We start from the raw sequence: 16,916 nt of genomic DNA, 5'->3' as shown, positions 1-16,916 counted from the left end.
CCATGGAACCACTGCAACTTAAAGCTGCTATCCTCGACTGGGCCGGAACCTTAGTAGATTTTGGCTCCCGCGCCCCTTTACAAGCGTTTATGCAAATTTTTGCTGAGGCTGGAGTTACGGTCAGTGAAGAGCAAACCCGTATTCCAATGGGTACTGAGAAGAAAGAACATATTCGCCAGATGCTACAACAAAATTCCATTCAAACTGCCTGGCAAGTGGTTCATGGGCGCCCATCCCAGGAATCTGATATAGACGGACTATATCGCCGTCTGGCCCCGATACAGATTCAGGAAATCGATAGTCACAGCCAAATAATACCCGGAGCCGACAAACTATTTGTCCGCTTGCGTGAGCGTAATATACGTATTGGTAGCACCACAGGTTACAGTCGCATAATGATTGAAGGCATGCTGGTAAAAGCTCAACAACAAGGCCTAGAGCCCGACTGTGTTATTGCAGCAGATGAAGCTGTGGGCGCAAGACCAGGACCCGCAGCTGCATTAAAGAACGTCATTGAAATGGAAATCCCGTCTGTCAACCAATGTGTCAAGATTGATGATACCGCCGCAGGCATTTATGAGGGGCGCAATGCCGGCATGTGGACAGTTGCAGTCGTACTTTCAGGAAATGCTTCGGGATTATCCCTGGGAAGTTGGCAAGCACTCTCGGAGGAAGAAAAAAGAAATCACAGTATTGGCGCTTATCAAAAACTTGAGAATTGCGGCGCTCATTATTTGATAGACGATATCAATAAGCTTGAACCCGTACTGGTCGATATCAATCGCCGACTGGCTCTTGGACAACGCCCCTGATAGGCTATCAAACTTCAGGAATACCAGTTTGGTAGCCCAGGCTTAAGACCGAGTTTCAGTCAAACCCAAGAGAAATACTGTGTCCTCCAGTTACGTAGAAATTAAATCACATATCCAATTGTTGATCGGTAATGGTCGCCTGGCCGCCAATCACAAGCTGCCCGCTGAGCGCGAGCTGGCGGAGCAGCTGCAAGTCACACGTATTACTTTACGAGATGGTTTAAACCGTCTTGAAGGTGAGGGACTGGTGTACCGACAAAATCGCAGAGGCTGGTTTGTTGCACCAAATCGATTTGTGATGAACCCGACACAAAAGGTAAATTTCAACTCCATGGCCCGACAACAGGGTTTTAGAGCAACCACCAAAGTACTTGGGGTCCGTAAGCTGACCGTAAGACACAATATTTATTCCGCCTTTAACGCCACTAAAAGTACCAGGTACTTTGAAATCCGAAGAGTCCGCTACCTGGACCAAAGGCCAGTTATGGTAGAAGAGAGTTATCTCTCATCAGAGTGTTTTCCTGAATTATCTGACTTCGATTTATCCGGATCTATTACCGAAATATTACAAGATAATTATAGGGTAAATATCACTCACGAGCGCTGTAATATTCAGGTTGCGAACCTGGAGTTGCAATATGCAGAGCCATTGGGTATACACGCTGGTGCTCCAGGCCTGAGAATCTTAAGACTTCGCTATGATTCTGCTGAATATCTGATTGATTACAATATTGAATACTGGCTACCCCACGCCATAGAAATGGAAGTAGCCACTAGATAGTACTTATTTTTTAACGCACCTAAAAAATTCCTTGCTCTTTAATTTTAATGAGGGAGATTGGTTAGTTGTTAGCTTTTAAATAGCTGTCTTTTCTTTGCAGTATCGCTGTAAAAATCCCTTCATTGGGATTTAATAGCTATCGTCTATTCTATCATTACTGGTCTAGACCAGAAAATCATTGAAAATACGGGATATTCGATATGAAGACACTTATCTCCTGCCTGTTGTTAATTTCGTTTGTTTCCAGTAACCAATTCGTTTTTGCCCAGAATAATAAAAAGGTACTTCTAATTGGCGTTGATGGGCTGCAGTACGAAAAGCTCAAGGATATAGACACCCCCAATTATGATCGATTAATTCTACACAAGGCTTATACCGGTGGTATCAGTGGCTCTCAAAGTCAACAGGACACTAAAAGTGGCCCCGGCTGGTCCACTATCCTTACAGGAGTTTGGGTTGACAAGCACCAAGTCACGTCCAATGACTCAGGCCTGGCAAATGCAGAATTCCCCAGTTTGTTCAAACGGATAAAGGAGGCTGATAATAGCCTTTGGGTGGGCAGCATATCCCATTGGAGCCCTATAAATACCAACTTTTTTACTACCGACCTGGCACAGGCTAACCTAGTTTTAAGTGGCCTTTCCGATGCGGATGTCACCACACGCGGCGTGCAGGAAATAGCCTCAGGTCATGTGGATTTCCTTTTCCTACACCTGGATGATCCCGATGGTGTCGGTCACAGCTCCTGTTTTGGCAATCACTATAACGAAAGCATTCGCACAAGCGACACTCAGCTGGGCGCTCTGTTAGATGCCGTAGATACACGTATTGCAAAAGGTGAAGAATGGTTAGTGCTTGTAACTACAGACCACGGCCGTGATTCTCGCGGCTGCGGGCATGGGGCACAAACTGCCAGCGAGAAAACAATTTTTATTGGCAGTAATTTGCCGTTAAATGCTGAGCACAGCGAGTTTATTGGAGATATCCACAATGGAGATTTCAATGGAATTTATGGCCATGCTGCCCAAACCTCCATTGCACCAACGGTGTTGCGTTTTATGGATATTGAGCTGCAAACGAATTGGAAGCTGGATGGTAACCCACTGATTGGCAGCCCTGGAATACGTAAAATGATGGCTGCTGACAATAAGACAATTAAATGGTATTCCACAGATAGCGGACCCGTGGAGATTCACCAGAACGACCAGTTCATTGATGTCGTCGACGCTAGCTCACAAAGCTGGACCGACTATACAGAAGCACAGGGAGTCCTGGACTATGTATTCGTACATAACGATACCCCTGTTGCTTTGCGTAAATCGGCCCTGGAAATTACTGCTGGCCTGGACTGGGGCAGTACACATGCTTACTATTTTCGCGGTGACGATCAATATGTACGCTACAATAAAACCCTGGACAAAGCCTCTAGCGGTTATCCACGCATAACCAATAACAGTACATGGCCTGGCTTGGGCGACTATGCCCACCTGATTGTTGCTGCATTTAAAGCCAACAGTGACAAAGGCTATTTCTTCTTAAATGACGGGCGTTACCTGCGCTATGACCTCAATGAAGATCGGGTCGATTCCGGCTATCCCAAATTGGTGGACAACAATACTTGGCCTGGTTTGGCTACCTACGCGACAAAAATTCGCGCTGTCCTGAAATGGCCTAATAGCAAAGTTTATTTCTTTCTCAAAGACGGGAATTATTTACGCTATGACCTGGAAGAAGACCAACTTGACAGCGGCTACCCCCAACCTATCAATGACAGCAATTGGCCAGGACTCGGTCCTTATGCTACGGAGATTACCGCAGCCCACCAATGGAACGCATTTCGTGCATATTTTTTCCTCAAAAACCAGCGCTATATACGCTACTCCATCACATCTGATCAAGCATACAGTGGGTATCCGAGAACAACAGATAATGAAACCTGGCCAGGCTTGATGACCCCCTGATTCACTACCAGGGCAAACGGCTACCATCCCAAAAAAACAGATTACCACTATCGGCGGGCGCCAGTTGTTGTAGTACATCCACAATACGCCCGGCACTCAGTGCCGGGCTGTATAATTTTCCCGGCGCCAGATTACCCTGGAAGGGTTTGGAAAGTGCTGTATCCGTAGTGCCCGGATGAATTGCTACCACACAACTGTTTTCCAATCGGCGCCCCCATTCAATAGACAGGTTTTTTACCAACATATTGAGTGACGCCTTGCTGATACGATAGCTATACCAGCCCCCCAACTCATTATCGCCAATACTACCCACCTTAGCAGACAGGGATACCCATAGCAGCGGCTGCTTGCGTTGTAATTTTCTATCCAGCGCCTGGGCCAGATGCATATGAGTAAGGAGGTTGATACGCATAGACTGCATCAACCAATCATCCTCACATTGCGCTAGAGATTTTTCCGGGCCATGGAATTCATCGTGCAACAATCCACAACAGTTAATTACCCAGTCAGGCGGAGAGGAAAATTCAGAAAGGAAAGTCTCGACAGCCCTGATAGAGTGCTCGTCCGCGAGAGAGACTGTCAGGTGACGACGCTCGCCGGCGTGTCCAGGTACCCGATCTACTGTACCACGGCTCAAAGTCACCAAAGTAATATCGGGATAGCGCCGAACGATTTCGGCGCCGATCGCGCGAGCCAAACCGCCCGAGGCACCAGCCAGTAATACCATCCTTGGTTGATCAAACATACCGGCCTCCATGCCGGATAGCTCGTGTGGCTTTATTTTGCCTTTTTGCCGCCGGACTTTTTGTCTTTGTTTTCTGATTTCTCAGCGACTTCCTTGACTACACGCAGCATAGGCTCATCTGAGCGGAAAATCAGGCCGTGAATCTCCGTAGTATTCTGCCCCTGCAACAACTGCTGCAAGTACTGCACTATCTGCTCAGAAATCTCCTGGCCAGGTACCAGAACAGGAATACCCGGTGGATAAGGTACTATCTCATCAGCGCTGGTGCGACCAATTAGATTCTGTGTAGCGTCCACCCCATTGTCCATCAACGGCAACTCTTCCGTATCGGCAAAGTAGGCATCCGCCGGCAGACAGGTGAAGCGGGTAAACTCAGGCAGGCGGCGCGGAGTACCGACATGAATACGCTTGTGAGTATTCCCCGCCAGCTGCTTAAGTGCATGAATCAAGCGCAACAATTTACTCTCAGTACTGCCCAAGGTTACCAGTACTGTGATGGTATTGTAGGTGGTCTTTTCCACTTGAATACCGTATTGATCAAACAGCTTGATCTGCATCTCGTTGCCCGAATAGCCGCTACGGGAAATATCGATGGTTACCTTGGTGGGGTCCAGGCCGATATTGTCACCCGCTAGAGGCTCAGCAATCAGGTCGTCGCGGGTCAGGGCTCTAAATACACCGGTTTCATTGACTGCACGGCGAAGGGTTTCCACCATCTGCAGACACTGCTTAAGACGTCCATAACCCTCCATCGCCATTTGCTTACGCGCCACATCGAGACTGGCGATCATGGCGTATTGCGGGCTGGTAGACGCATGCATGTTCAGGTTTTCGCGGAAACGGAATTCGTCGAAGTCCGGGTCCTGCACATGAATCATGCTGGCCTGGGAGAAAGCCGACAACATCTTATGGGTACTCTGGGTCACATAGTCGGCGCCACACTCGAGCGCGGTCGGGCGCAGCTCTGGATGGAAGAAACCGTGGGCAAACCAAGCCTCATCGACCAGCACCTTGACACCGCGCTCATGGGCGTAATCGATAATAGGTTTCAAATCGTAGCGCAGACCATCGTAGGTGCAGGAAGTGATAACCAATAAGCGCGCATCGCTATGTTCATCAAGCGCCGTCTCGATATCCGAGCGCTTCACCGGGCCATAAATGCCGAATTCAGGGTGCAGTACCGACTTCAGATAAACCGGCTCACAGCGATTCATCACTATCGCATGGTGAACCGATTTGTGGCAGGCCTGGTCGACAATAATCTTGCCGCCGCCACCGAGTATCTGCTGAATCACGACCTTGTTGGCAGTGGAGGTGCCATTGGTCAGGAAAAAGGTATGGCGCGAACCAAACGCCTGGGCGGCAAGATCCTGTGCTTCCTGAATTACCGAGTGCGGTTCCAGCAGGCTGTCGAGTATCTGTACGGAAACAGACAAATCCGTATTGAATACATGCTCGCCCATAAAGCGGTAAAAGTCCCCTACCCAGGGGCTGTTGCGCAGGCTGTCGCCACCGGAGTGACCAGGAGTATGCCAAGCGTCACGTGCGGAGAATACATATTCCTTCAGGGTATCGGCAAAAGGCGTGGAGGCGCGGCGGGCAATAAACGCCTGTACCAGGCGGAACATATGGTTGAAATTGCCCTCTCGGCGATCAAACAACTCGTCAAAGCGGCGGCGCAGGTTGGTCAGTGACTTAACCCCACTCTTACCGGCAAGAGGAGTACCACCGGCGACATCACTTTGTGCCACCAAAAAAATATTGAGTTGAGAACGAAGTGCATGTATCTGGTCAGCAAGCAGATCGGCAGCTTCCAACCCCTGTGTATCGGTGCCACCATCTACGATAATCGCCTGAAGACGAGACTCCTCCAGTGCCAGTTGTTCCACATCTGCCGGTAACACAGCCTCAAACACCAGGCCAAAGGGGTTTTCATGCAGAGTCGCGGTGTTATTGAGGGCGCTAACCCAGTCTCCCGCTAATTTGCTGTCTGCGCTCACTAGCGCGACATGGCATTCCAGCTTCTGTACGCTGTGCTTCAGGTTGCCCAGTTCAGGCATCTTCATTTCCAAACCCATATTCTTATCCACCAGCATAGCCCGCAACTTGCTGAGGGCCGCTGCCTTAATTATTCAACTGTTTGATTTTATTAACTTTTATTTAGTCCCCCGGCAAAAGCGGAGAATCTGGAGTTCTTGGGTAAAAAACCAGGACGCAAATACTAATGGAGCGGACCGGGGAATTCCGCGATGTCAGTGCTTTTGGCGAAAATCGCCAAAAGCGTGCTGACCGACCAGATCTATTGCCAAAGAAGGGGGTAAAGTTAGAACTTTGCGCTGCGAACAACGCCGTCGAATTCGAGGCAGTCCCTGACCCTCTGCCGTTGCACTTCGGAGAGGCGCTCAAGGGGAAAATAAGCTACCTCTGAGTGCTCACTAGAGAGGGTGATATGTCTTCTGTCGGTAAAGTGGGCGCGGAATATGAATGCATGAGAGTTGTAGATCTTATGGTAATAGACGCCGCTCAAGTATTCGATACGCACTTCACGCCCTAACTCTTCATGACACTCCCGCCGCAGGGCCTCGTGAATGGTCTCTCCGGGATCGAGTGCACCACCGGGTAACCCCCAACTGCGGTTGGCATAGGTCGCCATCAGCTGCAGGACCTCACCAGAATCATTGGTAATCACCGCATGCGCACTGAGCCGATAGCTATCTTCAAATCCCATCGATTCCATCCCTGAATCTTTGCCCAATAGGAGTTAGAACCCCTGTGCCAGGGTGAAGCCGAAGCCAAGAGTCTGCACTGACTCATCGTAGTCGATCAGGCTTTCTCCGTAACCATTAAAGTAGCGAATGTAGCCATCCACCCGGTCACCCAGGGGAAAACCCCAGGTCAGTTCAAACGCACCGTGATTTTCCGAGCGCAGGTTATTGCGCACCATAACGGCTATGGTGTGATCGCCATCGCGGTAGCGGCCACCCAACTCAAAGTGGCCTAAATAATGCTCTATATCCGGATTGTCATCATCCTCACGATCCTCCTTGAGGCGATACCAGGGCTTTATACCAATCGAAAAATTATCCCGCTCAAAAATAAAGTTGGCGTATACCCGATTCCAACTGCGGGAGAAGGGTTCGCTGCGTCCATTGGACTGGTGGTTGAAAGCGATCTGGTTAGCGACATTCTGCCAGCCAAACAGGCTCCAGTTATTGAGCCAGGTGAGAATCAGCTCTGGCTCGTGGTTGGTCTCACGAAATGGTGCCGAGTTATCAGAGTTATAGGCTTGCCAAAAACTCCGGTTGGTGTAAGCCACGCTCATAAAAGAAGCGCTGCCAAGAAAACCCCGCCATACCGGTACTTGTACTGATAACTGGAATTGCACCTCGATATTATCAAGGTCTTTCCCTTCGCCTTCGTAATCCGATAGCCCACCCTTCTCAGGAGTTGGGTTATAGGTAAATGGCAATATGTAGTTGGTCTTGTGGGAGGCAAGTGTAAAGGGGTTGCTGGCGGCATCGCGAATGGCCTGGGCCCGGCCACCAAGTAAGACCTCATCCGTAGGCAATTCCTCAGAGTACTCCTCCACCACAGGGTCGACTTCGAAGAAATCCTCCTCCAGACCAAGCTGGGCTCTCACCCGATCGGCACAGAGCAGGCGAATATCCCTCAGTGTGGTATCGGCGGAGGAAATCAGCAGCTGCTCGTGCAAGCACTGCTCTTGTTGTTGCTCCGGGGTTGTGTCTAACTCCTTAAGCTCTATTTCGGTCTCACCATCAATACTTGCCAAGGCGACATTAAGCGGTAACTGTGAAGTCACAAATAAGATGACCACCAGCGGCATACCCCAGCGCGAATTGGTTTTGGATAAAGGCAAAATGGCTCCCCCATTAGCACATAAGTGACGAAATCTTACACTGCGGTACTGAAAAAATCCCGCGGTATAAATTCCTCCGGCACTCTCTCAAAGTCCTGTTACCGGCGGTTGACTAGGATGTGCATCAGACACAAAAAGTTCAAAATGTGGGAGAAAAGATATTTTGAGGGAATTCTTACCAGGCTGGAAAGGCTATAAGCCTCTGGCAGAGTGAATGATGCGTCAAATAATCATCATTATTCACTAGACTGATAAAACCAGTTGTGTTCACACAGGGCATAAGTCCGGTGAACACAATATCAAGATATTAATTAAAAAAGGAGACTGGTAAGACTGGGAGACCACTCCAGGTCTCTGAGGCGAACCTGCCACAAACGCCCGGTACTAGAAGGCCAATCATAACCGACTAGCAGGCTGCGGTTATCCACATAACAGTGCGCATCCCGCTCGGCCTCATCCCCCTGATAAATATAACCGCTGATATCTGGGCCCAGATCCTGAGAGCGCTGACTAGCCTGATCACCCGCCATAATTCGCGCCGTGCGATGGCTCACTCTCGGGGCCAATAGTTTTCCTCGTTGAGAGGGGTCGACAATATCTGGAGAAACCACTTCCAAACCCGCTTGGTGTTTTACCAGTGTTTTCAATAGCGGCCCCATAAAAACGCGCATTAGAGGGAATAGCAGACGGTTTTCTCCCCCCAAACGCAACTCTTGAGGGCCGTTAGGGCCACTCCAGTTAGCCTCTATTTCATCTCCTAATCGGGGAGGCTGACCTTCAGGGAAACACAAATGATAATGCGCGCTGACCTCATCAACCTCATCGCGCCAATTCACTTGGCATTCACTCACCAAGCCATTATTTAGCAGCGCAAAGACCTCTATGCCGAAGCCTCGATCACCCACCAGTCTCTGGCTGACCAGAGAACGGCGTCCAAGGGCATCAAAGCCCAACTGCCAGCTATCTTGAACAGGCATCTCACGCCCGTCACAGCTGTAATGATAACGCCCTTGTGCAAGGGTTGAGTTCAAACGCATTACAGATTTCCTCCCTGCTCACTGCATGCACCAGACCGATGGTTCAGTACCCAAAAAGTATTGCACAAGGTGGGTTGAGCACCCGGGCTTTGGCGCGAAAATTAACTATATATTTATGCGCTTGTACGGGGATTTCTGAGCTGAAATAAGAGGAGAAAAATGAATATATCTCATCGCTATCAAAACAAGTAACGCAAGTATTTACTAGCACTATTTCATGCCGGCATAGACTAGTTATTGAGAAAAATAAAGAAACAGCGACTGACAAATCCGACTCGTTAATCTTTGATAATACCTATCGGTTAGACACAATGCTTAATAAAAGTGAAATCCAGATCGAAAAATTCGCAAGTCATTTATTTTTAAGGCAAATTATTCATTGCTCCAGCACGGAATTTAAAACCAATTCACCTGGCATCAACTGAAAATTCATTCGGGCAAATAAAAACTTTTAATCACCCTACAAAAACACAGTCAGGAAAATAAAATTGACGCCAAAATGCAGTAACAAGCACCTGCTCTAAAAGACCACAATCGCAAAAAAGATCTGGCTTTTATTATTAACAAAAGGTATTAAACCTCGTGATTCATTGGAAGATTCAATAAAAATGAGTAACCGACATGCCAACCTTTGCCTATCAATCCATAAATTCAAACGCTAGTACCAATCATGATATTGGTGCTTCCAACAGCCAGCATTTCACTCGTGTTACCCATAACCACCAAGCCGCCAATCAAAGTCCCTGGCTTTTGGTAATGCCAACCGCCAAAGGACTGGACCCCCACACTCCGCTTTACGGCCCCGCCCAGCTGGTCTCCCAGGCACCTGTGGGTTATATGGCCAAGGGCCAACACAGCAGCAGCCAATTTCTCACTATGGTTGAGGGCAAGGCGCGACAGACTCACCAACATCTCTATCGCTCGCTAAGAAAAACTTGCGATCTATTGGTATATGGTGAAATGGATGGGGCTAATAGCGAATGGAGCTCCATGCAGCAACATGCCGGAGCGCTGGTGGGATCAAGCTCCACAGGCAAGGCCTGCAACAGTTTTAGTGTCCATGCCGCAAAAACTACCCAACACCAAGTCCTGGGGTCAGGTATGGGCTGGATCGCGGTGAAAACAGGCAATGTCAATGCTGTATTTGTGCATGTCCCCAATAGCATTGCCAAGAGTGAAGGGCAGGCAACATTGTTTTATCAGAATATTAAAAAATACCTGTTGCAACAGGGCCACGGTGCAATTGACCTCGTGATGGGAGATACCAACCAAGGCAGCAACAGTTTTACTCCTTCAGTAATAAGCCGGGCAACAAATACGATCTTTCACGACGCACACCCTGCAAGCGAGGTAACACCCTCAGATTCCCATCAACGCAGTTTTTCTGGCACCAATAGTACTGCCAGTAAAAAATATGATGTAGCGGTTTACAATACTGCGACTATCAATATCGTAAATGTGGACTACCTATCACAGAGTACTGCAGTGAATATTGACGGTGTCAATATGGCTGCAGCTGTCACTGACCACATGGGTATTTTTGTTGACGTAACCAAGTAAGGCTGGCAGCCATTTCGGCTATAGATAGGATTGCAAAAACTTGTATATCCATGATCGACCTTATTGGTGGACACCTGGAGGTCGATCATGATTTCTCCCTCTATTTAAGCAACAGCTGCCTGCTGGGCTTGCGGGGTAATCCATTTCATAAAGTTGCCGGTTTGCTGATTGTCATAGACCGCATTACCGTGTAAATCATTCACTACCTGTGCCGCACGCCAGGCCGATAAGCTCAGCTGTGGCTCCGCAATACCATGACTGGTCCGGCCAGTACCAAGGAAATACAAACGTCGACCACTCTCATCGCCGCTGAGTCTTGCCGCAAAAGCATCATCCAACAGCAAGCGACCCTCTGCATCGCGTGCAATGCGCTCTTGTAAAGGCGCCAGACAAGGAGGTAGAGCCTCACACAGGCCAGTGCATAGAATAACGATATCCGCATTAACCCACTCAGTACCATCTGCCTCACCCAGCAAGTGATTTTCCAGCTGCAGTTGATAGTCACCGCGGTGAGACATCTCCACCAGTTCGCGATTGGGCAATAATGCTACTCGTTCAGCATCCTTTTCCAGGTGCACAAGACGGTAGAACAACTGGTAAAGTTCCTTGAGGGTATCAGGAGATATACCATCAGAAGCCAGCTTCTGCTCTGCAACCACTTCCTCACGACGCTGAGGGCTCAACTGACGGAACACATCGACATACTCTGGGGTAAACCAATCATTGGTGAAGGGGGTCTCATCCAATGGCAAATAATTGCTGCGGCGGGATACCCAGGTTACCTGCTGTGGGCGGCCCCAGTGTTTACTCAAAAGATTAATAACCACTTCCGCACCAGTCTGGCCGCCACCGACCACGGCGACGCGCTTACCACTTACATCCGGATTACGCAGGGCAATTTCCAGCGCGTGGAAGCAATTATCAGACAGGAATGGGCGGCTGCACTCTGGAATATTTGGTTTTTTACCCGCTGCAACACACAAGTTTTTGGTGAGTACCTGTTCGCGACCATTGGGGCCGTGCACGTCCAACTCAAAAAAATCCCCATTATCCACCACGCTCTGTACACGGCTGCTCATTTGGATAGAATCCAAGCGACGGGCAGCCCACGCCAGGTAATCGGCAAACTCGCGACGGGTTACGGTACGCTGTTCTGCGTGTAGAAAGTCATAGAAACGTTTATTTTCTACCAGGTACGCCATAAAGCTACAGGGATTGGTTGGATCAACCGGCGTTACCAGGTCTTTCAGGTAAGAAGTCTGCATCATAGCCCCCGGCAACATTAAACCAGGATGCCAAGAGAATTCCGCTTTAGCATCAAAAAAGCGATGGCTCAAAGATGTGTCCCGCATTAGAGCGGCCACAGCCAAATTAAAAGGACCGGCTCCGATACCGGCGAGATCTAGGAAATTGCTCATGATTATGCCTCTAAAGCGGAAGCGGTTGCTGGTTGGTGTTGTTGTGACTCTTGCTCTGCGAGCCAAAGGGGATTAGTCAGGTCTCCACCGACAATGGGGACCGGACGTTCAGCGCTGTCATCGTAACCTTGACGCAGGCGCACGCGATTAATACAAACGCGCTCGATATGGGGACGGAACAAATTAAACTGCTGGAAACGCTCCGCCATACCGCCATTATCTCGCTGTGCGGATTCTTGATATCGGCGTAGGACCTTGGCTAAAACTCCGTAGAATTTCCTTTCCTCTAGACCAATCTCTGTCATTAATTGGGCGGACAGATAGCGCAGCACTGTGACAAAGTGACCGGTAAACAGGTCGTGAATAATGTAATTAGCAGGCAATTGATCGAGAACTTGTGCCGCCGATTCCGGCAGGTCCGCACGATCGGGAAAATCACCCTGGGCGAGACGCAGATCTCCCTGGAAATCCTTAAGAAGAACACGAACAACTTTGTTGTCGCGCAATACCAGCGTTAGGTTTTGCGAGTGAGCTACCAAACCTATGCCATAACGGCTAAGCAGGTGATAAAGAGGTACCACCGTAGCGTCGAATAGCTGCTCAAGCCAGGCTTCTACTGAAAGGCCGGAGGCTTCAATCAGAGCAGAAATTACAGACTTGCCGCTGCTATCTTTCTGTAATAACGCGGCCATTAAAAGATGGCGCTCGCCCTCAGCACACAAGCTTGCCGGGCTCTGCCTCCAGGTAGCTCCCAGTAATTCACGGTAACGATAGGGCGCGCCCTTTATCGACTCTTGGTGTAAGTGCGGTACATGCAGGCCAGCTACTTCTTGAAGAACACCGGTGCCCCGCGATTGTAATTGCTCATCACGCTCACAGAGTAACTGCATCCATTCAGATAACGCCGGTCCGCAGCGCATAAACTTGCCTGGAATTCCACGGTAGCAGGAAGTATTCAATATCGTTAATGGCAACTTCACATGGAGAGCCTGCGGGCGCTTCAAGTTGGACAAGGTACGTAGTGAAACCTGCGGCAAATATTCATCGCCAAACTCACCGAGTAAAACCAAGTCACCACTAAAAATCTGTTGTGCATAATGCTGACTAATATGATGCTGCCATTGCCATGGATGCACCGGCAACGGCAAAAACTCTTGCCAGTTAACCCCTTTCTCACGGCATTTATCGTCCAGCTGTTGTAGCTGTGATTCACTCAGGCTTTCTGCCAATAGCTGAGGCCAATCCCACAGGTCGCTATTGCCACTCACAGCGAGATCCCGGCGCACAGCAAGCCATAACAGCCTGACCCCCTGAGCGGCCTCTGTACCAAAGGCGTTAAACTCTTGTGCGCCCCAACCGATACGGCCTTTATTCACCATAGCCTTAGGATGACCATCCAGTAGGCACTGCAATTTTTCATCAGTTAGTGTGGCTAGGGTATGCGCTGTGAGCGATTCACGCTTTTGCAGCAAAGTAACATCCGCAACCAGGGTATTGGCCAGTTCGTGTAATAAATTGCCCAAAGTACTGGGGGAGGCTTCAAGATCCAGAGCAGCATCAATAAAAAACTGTGCTGCGTCATCCGCAGGTATTACTTGCCCATCACCTTCCCGCTCAATACTTTCTGCATCAATTAATAACCAATCCCACACAGTTAACTGAGCTTGGAAACGATAGATAACACCAGAAGCAAGTTCCACAAAGTAACGGGCACCCGTTTCTAACTTTGCCGTCAGAGCCTGTTCATAACAAAGCTCAGCCAGCGATTTCACCAGCAGGTTTCTATTCGCCTGCTTCCAATATTTATCGCCGCTCATATTCCCCCCATACTCTGAAAGAATTCGTCTCGCTTGCACATAATCAAAGCAGCTCTTTTGTGGGGGAAATCAAATTCTTTAACTTTTTTCCAGCCAAAAGTGCCGTTGATGTATTTAAGCAATGCGCGATTATCTGCGCGCGGCTCTCCAACCAAAGTTTCTGTGCGAGCGTCATCCAGAAACATAAAATGGGTAACACCATTAAACCAAGCCTGAGCAAAACGGCCTCCCAGGAAGCGTTGGTCGCCAACCAACATATGTGCACCGCGATCAAAGGGCTGGCTGTCATAGTAAGGTGCGATACGATCTTCAAGCGCCCAATAAATTTCAAAATAGGCAAAGGGCTCACCATCAATACAGGCGATCAATGGATGCTTATGGGGATCTTGAATAACAGAGTCAATAAACTGTCTCTGCTTTTCTTTATCACCTTCTTCTTCCCAAAATTTTGCGACACGCTCCTGGTTCATCCAGTTGGTAAAGCGCTCCAAATCTTTCTCTGGATCCAGGTGACGTAAACTGAAATCTATTCCCAGTGTGTGGAAATGACGGTGATAAACTTCCCCTTTAGGTGGTTCCGCACGGAGAGGGTGGCGAACTCCCTGCGTATTTTCTACCCATTGCAAGGGAAACTCACCGGCATTGTTACCTCGATACCAGAGCTCTGTACGTTGATAAAAATTGCTGCGGGAAACTCGGCTTACCACAGTATCCGCATCGACAATATCCATATTTTGCAATGCTGGATTCAGCGCAAAAAGCCAGTCGAACCAGAGATCTAACGCTTCTAACGAAATTTCACCAGACGACAGGATGAAAATTGCTATTTCCTGTCCGGGAACATATTCAATTTGAAAATAGTTATCGCCATTTAACTGGCAACGATATCCTCCCACAGCAACTTGCCAAGAGCGCCCATCGGGAAGCTGACCCTGTTCCCCAAAAGATATTTCAAGCGCAGCTGTTGAGCTGGTCATAATTCTTTCCTTTCAATTTTTATCGTCACGGTGATCAAGCTTCAGCAACTTCAGCGTCTACTACCTTTCGCAGGGGGTTCGCCATAGTGTGATAGATGGAAAGCGGGTCTTCGGTGGTGGTTTCATTCATACCAATCACCGCACATTGAAAATTGCCCTTAGCCCAAATTTCATCGGCATTGAGCAAATACGCCAAACAGCTAAAGTCACGTCGCTGGCCTTCGTACAGCAATTGCAGGCGCTCGCGCAGCTGGCGCAACAACTCCTGCTCGGAAATTAAACCTGCAGCGGAAAGCGCACAGATCAAACCAAAACAGCTATTAACGATCAGGTAATACACAAAAAGGCGGTTGGCCATTTCTTCGTCAATGACATTCTCACTGTCCTGGGCCAGATTAGGCAGATAAGGTTTGAGTAATTCCTCGCCCAGGCGACTATAACCACTGCCTTGACAATCTCTGAAAAAACCAGCCACAGGCAGAGCACCCTCGAAGCTCAAAATCAGATTTTGTTGATGGGCGCCAAATAAAATTCCAAAATCGGCTTGGGCAATTAGCAAGGGCTCAATAACTGCATCGAGAAAAGCCTTAAACCAGCGTTTGCTAGCAGCCTCAATGGAAATATTTTCCTCTCCAGCGAGGCGCTGTACCAATTGCGCAGCCCGGCAGGGAGCACCATTAGGATGATCCTGAGTCAATGTTGCCAACAGGCAGGTATTTTTTGCGGCTGTTTCCAAGAAAGGATTTTCCCGAAACATAACCAGGCTTTCTATAATCTGCTCACCTCTACCATCGGCAAGCATCAGGTAGGCCGGTTCCGCCAACACCTGGAAGCGCGGGTAGCGGCTGGCAAACTCCTGCCCCAGAGGCGTATCTCTTACTTTTAAGACTTCGAGACCACGCACCATTTCTTTTGGTTGCAGAGTACGCACCGAATTAGTCAGCCTCAGGCTGAGAGAAAACTTGAGCATATAAGGGCTTTGAGCGCTGTAAATTGCGCGCAGTGAAGAGGTTGCCCGCCACGGTTCCCTGCCCTCACCCAACTCAATAATTTTTCCACTCTCAAGTAATTCGGCCACACGTGGGTCTTGCCCTAGCTGACGCCACTGCCAGGGATGTGCCGGGATAGCAATAAATCCTTTCGGTGCCACCGGAGCACCATCCGTTGCACGCACCAGATCGGCAAACTGCGCCTCGCTAATTTCCGCCCCACTGGCTCCAAGCAAATATTGTGGGTCCACCCCCAGCCACATCAGGGCAAAACTATTGCCAAATTCCGGGGCGTAACATTCGGCATCCTTATCGGTAAATGGATCGCGGCTTTTAGGAGTCGGATGGATAGAGTGTCCGCATAAAAGTGCCTGTTCCGACTCGACAAAAGTGAGGGGCTGAGTAAATAGTTTCTCTGTATCTGCGTGACGAGCATTCAGTGCCTGAGCCATATTTTTCACGCTGGCCGAGACCCTGCAAGTAAATTGCGCTCTGGATTCTGCTGTGGCGCCAGGGAAAAAAGCAGGCTCCTGTGCAACCTGCTGCGCCGCATCGGCAAACCCAATAGTTTTGCTGGCACCCTCTGCGTTACGCAATATCATCGGCAGGGTAAACTGGTGCCTGCCACACTCACTGCGATAGGAGACACTCAGCCAGAGTTCGGCACCACTGGCCGGTAGAGGAATATGCACCGCCGGTACACTGATCCCTTGTGGAAGTTGCTCGCCAGCTCGTTCGTGCCAAATACCGCTATCTGTCTCCCGCAGTAGCGCATTGAAGAAGCAGTTGGCTGACATTCTTTCCGCAGCCATATTGACCTCCGTATCCCCGGCGGTCATAACTGGATTTTGAGCAAAAGCATCGCCGTCGACGCCGCCAGTGCTGGCTGCATCGGATTGAGGATTATTCATGGTGGTGATTCTTTATCGGCTAAATCTAAGT

At 49.2% G+C, this 16,916-nt stretch carries 13 protein-coding genes; 4 read left to right on the top strand and 9 right to left on the bottom strand.

The genetic code is table 11. The features are described 5' to 3' along the window. The first annotated feature begins 2 nt into the window (after positions 1–2). The 3 genes from phnX to ACJJIC_RS07530 all read left to right on the top strand — a co-directional run bounded on the left by phnX (position 3) and on the right by ACJJIC_RS07530 (position 3,554). The gene (gene phnX / locus ACJJIC_RS07540; protein WP_445356706.1) at positions 3–812 is read left to right on the top strand and encodes a phosphonoacetaldehyde hydrolase; all 810 of its coding nucleotides are present in this window, start codon (positions 3–5) and stop codon (positions 810–812) included. Between the two features lie 79 nt (positions 813–891). Next, positions 892–1,593: a UTRA domain-containing protein gene (locus ACJJIC_RS07535; protein ID WP_252083090.1), complete on the top strand. Its 702-nt coding sequence runs from the start codon at positions 892–894 to the stop codon at positions 1,591–1,593. Positions 1,594–1,793: 200 nt separating this feature from the next. Further along, on the top strand, positions 1,794–3,554 hold the full coding sequence (locus ACJJIC_RS07530) for a hemopexin repeat-containing protein (RefSeq protein WP_445356705.1): 1,761 nt from the start codon (positions 1,794–1,796) through the stop codon (positions 3,552–3,554). 4 nt (positions 3,555–3,558) lie between these two features. Here ACJJIC_RS07530 and ACJJIC_RS07525 read toward each other — a convergent pair whose 3' ends face one another. The 5 genes from ACJJIC_RS07525 to ACJJIC_RS07505 form a co-directional block, all read right to left on the bottom strand. Next, positions 3,559–4,299 (bottom strand): SDR family NAD(P)-dependent oxidoreductase, encoded by a 741-nt coding sequence (locus ACJJIC_RS07525; RefSeq protein WP_445356704.1) that lies wholly within the window; start codon positions 4,297–4,299, stop codon positions 3,559–3,561. A 32-nt stretch (positions 4,300–4,331) separates the two neighbouring features. Continuing rightward, positions 4,332–6,359 (bottom strand): aminotransferase class I/II-fold pyridoxal phosphate-dependent enzyme, encoded by a 2,028-nt coding sequence (locus ACJJIC_RS07520; RefSeq protein WP_445359706.1) that lies wholly within the window; start codon positions 6,357–6,359, stop codon positions 4,332–4,334. 263 nt (positions 6,360–6,622) lie between these two features. After that, the gene (locus ACJJIC_RS07515) at positions 6,623–7,027 is read right to left on the bottom strand and encodes an NUDIX hydrolase (RefSeq protein ID WP_445359705.1); all 405 of its coding nucleotides are present in this window, start codon (positions 7,025–7,027) and stop codon (positions 6,623–6,625) included. 33 nt (positions 7,028–7,060) lie between these two features. Continuing rightward, positions 7,061–8,176 (bottom strand): phospholipase A, encoded by a 1,116-nt coding sequence (locus tag ACJJIC_RS07510; protein WP_445356701.1) that lies wholly within the window; start codon positions 8,174–8,176, stop codon positions 7,061–7,063. A gap of 311 nt (positions 8,177–8,487) precedes the next feature. Then, positions 8,488–9,213, bottom strand: coding sequence for a hypothetical protein (locus ACJJIC_RS07505; protein WP_252083096.1), 726 nt, complete (start codon positions 9,211–9,213; stop codon positions 8,488–8,490). A gap of 621 nt (positions 9,214–9,834) precedes the next feature. Here ACJJIC_RS07505 and ACJJIC_RS07500 point away from each other — a divergent pair. Beyond that, complete coding sequence (locus ACJJIC_RS07500; protein WP_444910347.1) at positions 9,835–10,773, top strand: hypothetical protein; 939 nt, start codon at positions 9,835–9,837, stop codon at positions 10,771–10,773. Positions 10,774–10,877: 104 nt separating this feature from the next. Here ACJJIC_RS07500 and ACJJIC_RS07495 read toward each other — a convergent pair whose 3' ends face one another. The 4 genes from ACJJIC_RS07495 to ACJJIC_RS07480 are packed head-to-tail and all read right to left on the bottom strand — an operon-like array spanning position 10,878 to position 16,885. After that, entirely contained in the window at positions 10,878–12,191 is a 1,314-nt protein-coding gene (locus ACJJIC_RS07495; protein WP_444910348.1) for a lysine N(6)-hydroxylase/L-ornithine N(5)-oxygenase family protein, read from the bottom strand. A 2-nt stretch (positions 12,192–12,193) separates the two neighbouring features. After that, complete coding sequence (locus ACJJIC_RS07490; RefSeq protein ID WP_444910349.1) at positions 12,194–14,008, bottom strand: IucA/IucC family protein; 1,815 nt, start codon at positions 14,006–14,008, stop codon at positions 12,194–12,196. Further along, on the bottom strand, positions 14,005–14,985 hold the full coding sequence (locus ACJJIC_RS07485) for a GNAT family N-acetyltransferase (protein ID WP_444910350.1): 981 nt from the start codon (positions 14,983–14,985) through the stop codon (positions 14,005–14,007). Before ACJJIC_RS07485 ends, ACJJIC_RS07490 begins: the two co-directional genes overlap by 4 nt. 34 nt (positions 14,986–15,019) lie before the next feature. Continuing rightward, the gene (locus tag ACJJIC_RS07480; RefSeq protein WP_444910351.1) at positions 15,020–16,885 is read right to left on the bottom strand and encodes an IucA/IucC family protein; all 1,866 of its coding nucleotides are present in this window, start codon (positions 16,883–16,885) and stop codon (positions 15,020–15,022) included. Positions 16,886–16,916 lie beyond the last annotated feature (31 nt).

It is taken from the genome of Microbulbifer mixtoriginis (SeqCode) (assembly GCF_052468275.1).
This window is presented reverse-complemented; position numbering and strand designations above follow the sequence as displayed.

Coding starts and splice junctions, on each gene's coding strand:
- ACJJIC_RS07530 (WP_445356705.1), top strand. CDS start 1,794: ATGAAGACACTTATCTCCTGCCTGTTGTTAATTTCGTTTGTTTCCAGT.
- phnX (WP_445356706.1), top strand. CDS start 3: ATGGAACCACTGCAACTTAAAGCTGCTATCCTCGACTGGGCCGGAACC.
- ACJJIC_RS07485 (WP_444910350.1), bottom strand. CDS start 14,985: ATGACCAGCTCAACAGCTGCGCTTGAAATATCTTTTGGGGAACAGGGT.
- ACJJIC_RS07500 (WP_444910347.1), top strand. CDS start 9,835: ATGCCAACCTTTGCCTATCAATCCATAAATTCAAACGCTAGTACCAAT.
- ACJJIC_RS07490 (WP_444910349.1), bottom strand. CDS start 14,008: ATGAGCGGCGATAAATATTGGAAGCAGGCGAATAGAAACCTGCTGGTG.
- ACJJIC_RS07515 (WP_445359705.1), bottom strand. CDS start 7,027: ATGGGATTTGAAGATAGCTATCGGCTCAGTGCGCATGCGGTGATTACC.
- ACJJIC_RS07495 (WP_444910348.1), bottom strand. CDS start 12,191: ATGAGCAATTTCCTAGATCTCGCCGGTATCGGAGCCGGTCCTTTTAAT.
- ACJJIC_RS07480 (WP_444910351.1), bottom strand. CDS start 16,885: ATGAATAATCCTCAATCCGATGCAGCCAGCACTGGCGGCGTCGACGGC.
- ACJJIC_RS07520 (WP_445359706.1), bottom strand. CDS start 6,359: ATGCCTGAACTGGGCAACCTGAAGCACAGCGTACAGAAGCTGGAATGC.
- ACJJIC_RS07505 (WP_252083096.1), bottom strand. CDS start 9,213: ATGCGTTTGAACTCAACCCTTGCACAAGGGCGTTATCATTACAGCTGT.
- ACJJIC_RS07525 (WP_445356704.1), bottom strand. CDS start 4,299: ATGTTTGATCAACCAAGGATGGTATTACTGGCTGGTGCCTCGGGCGGT.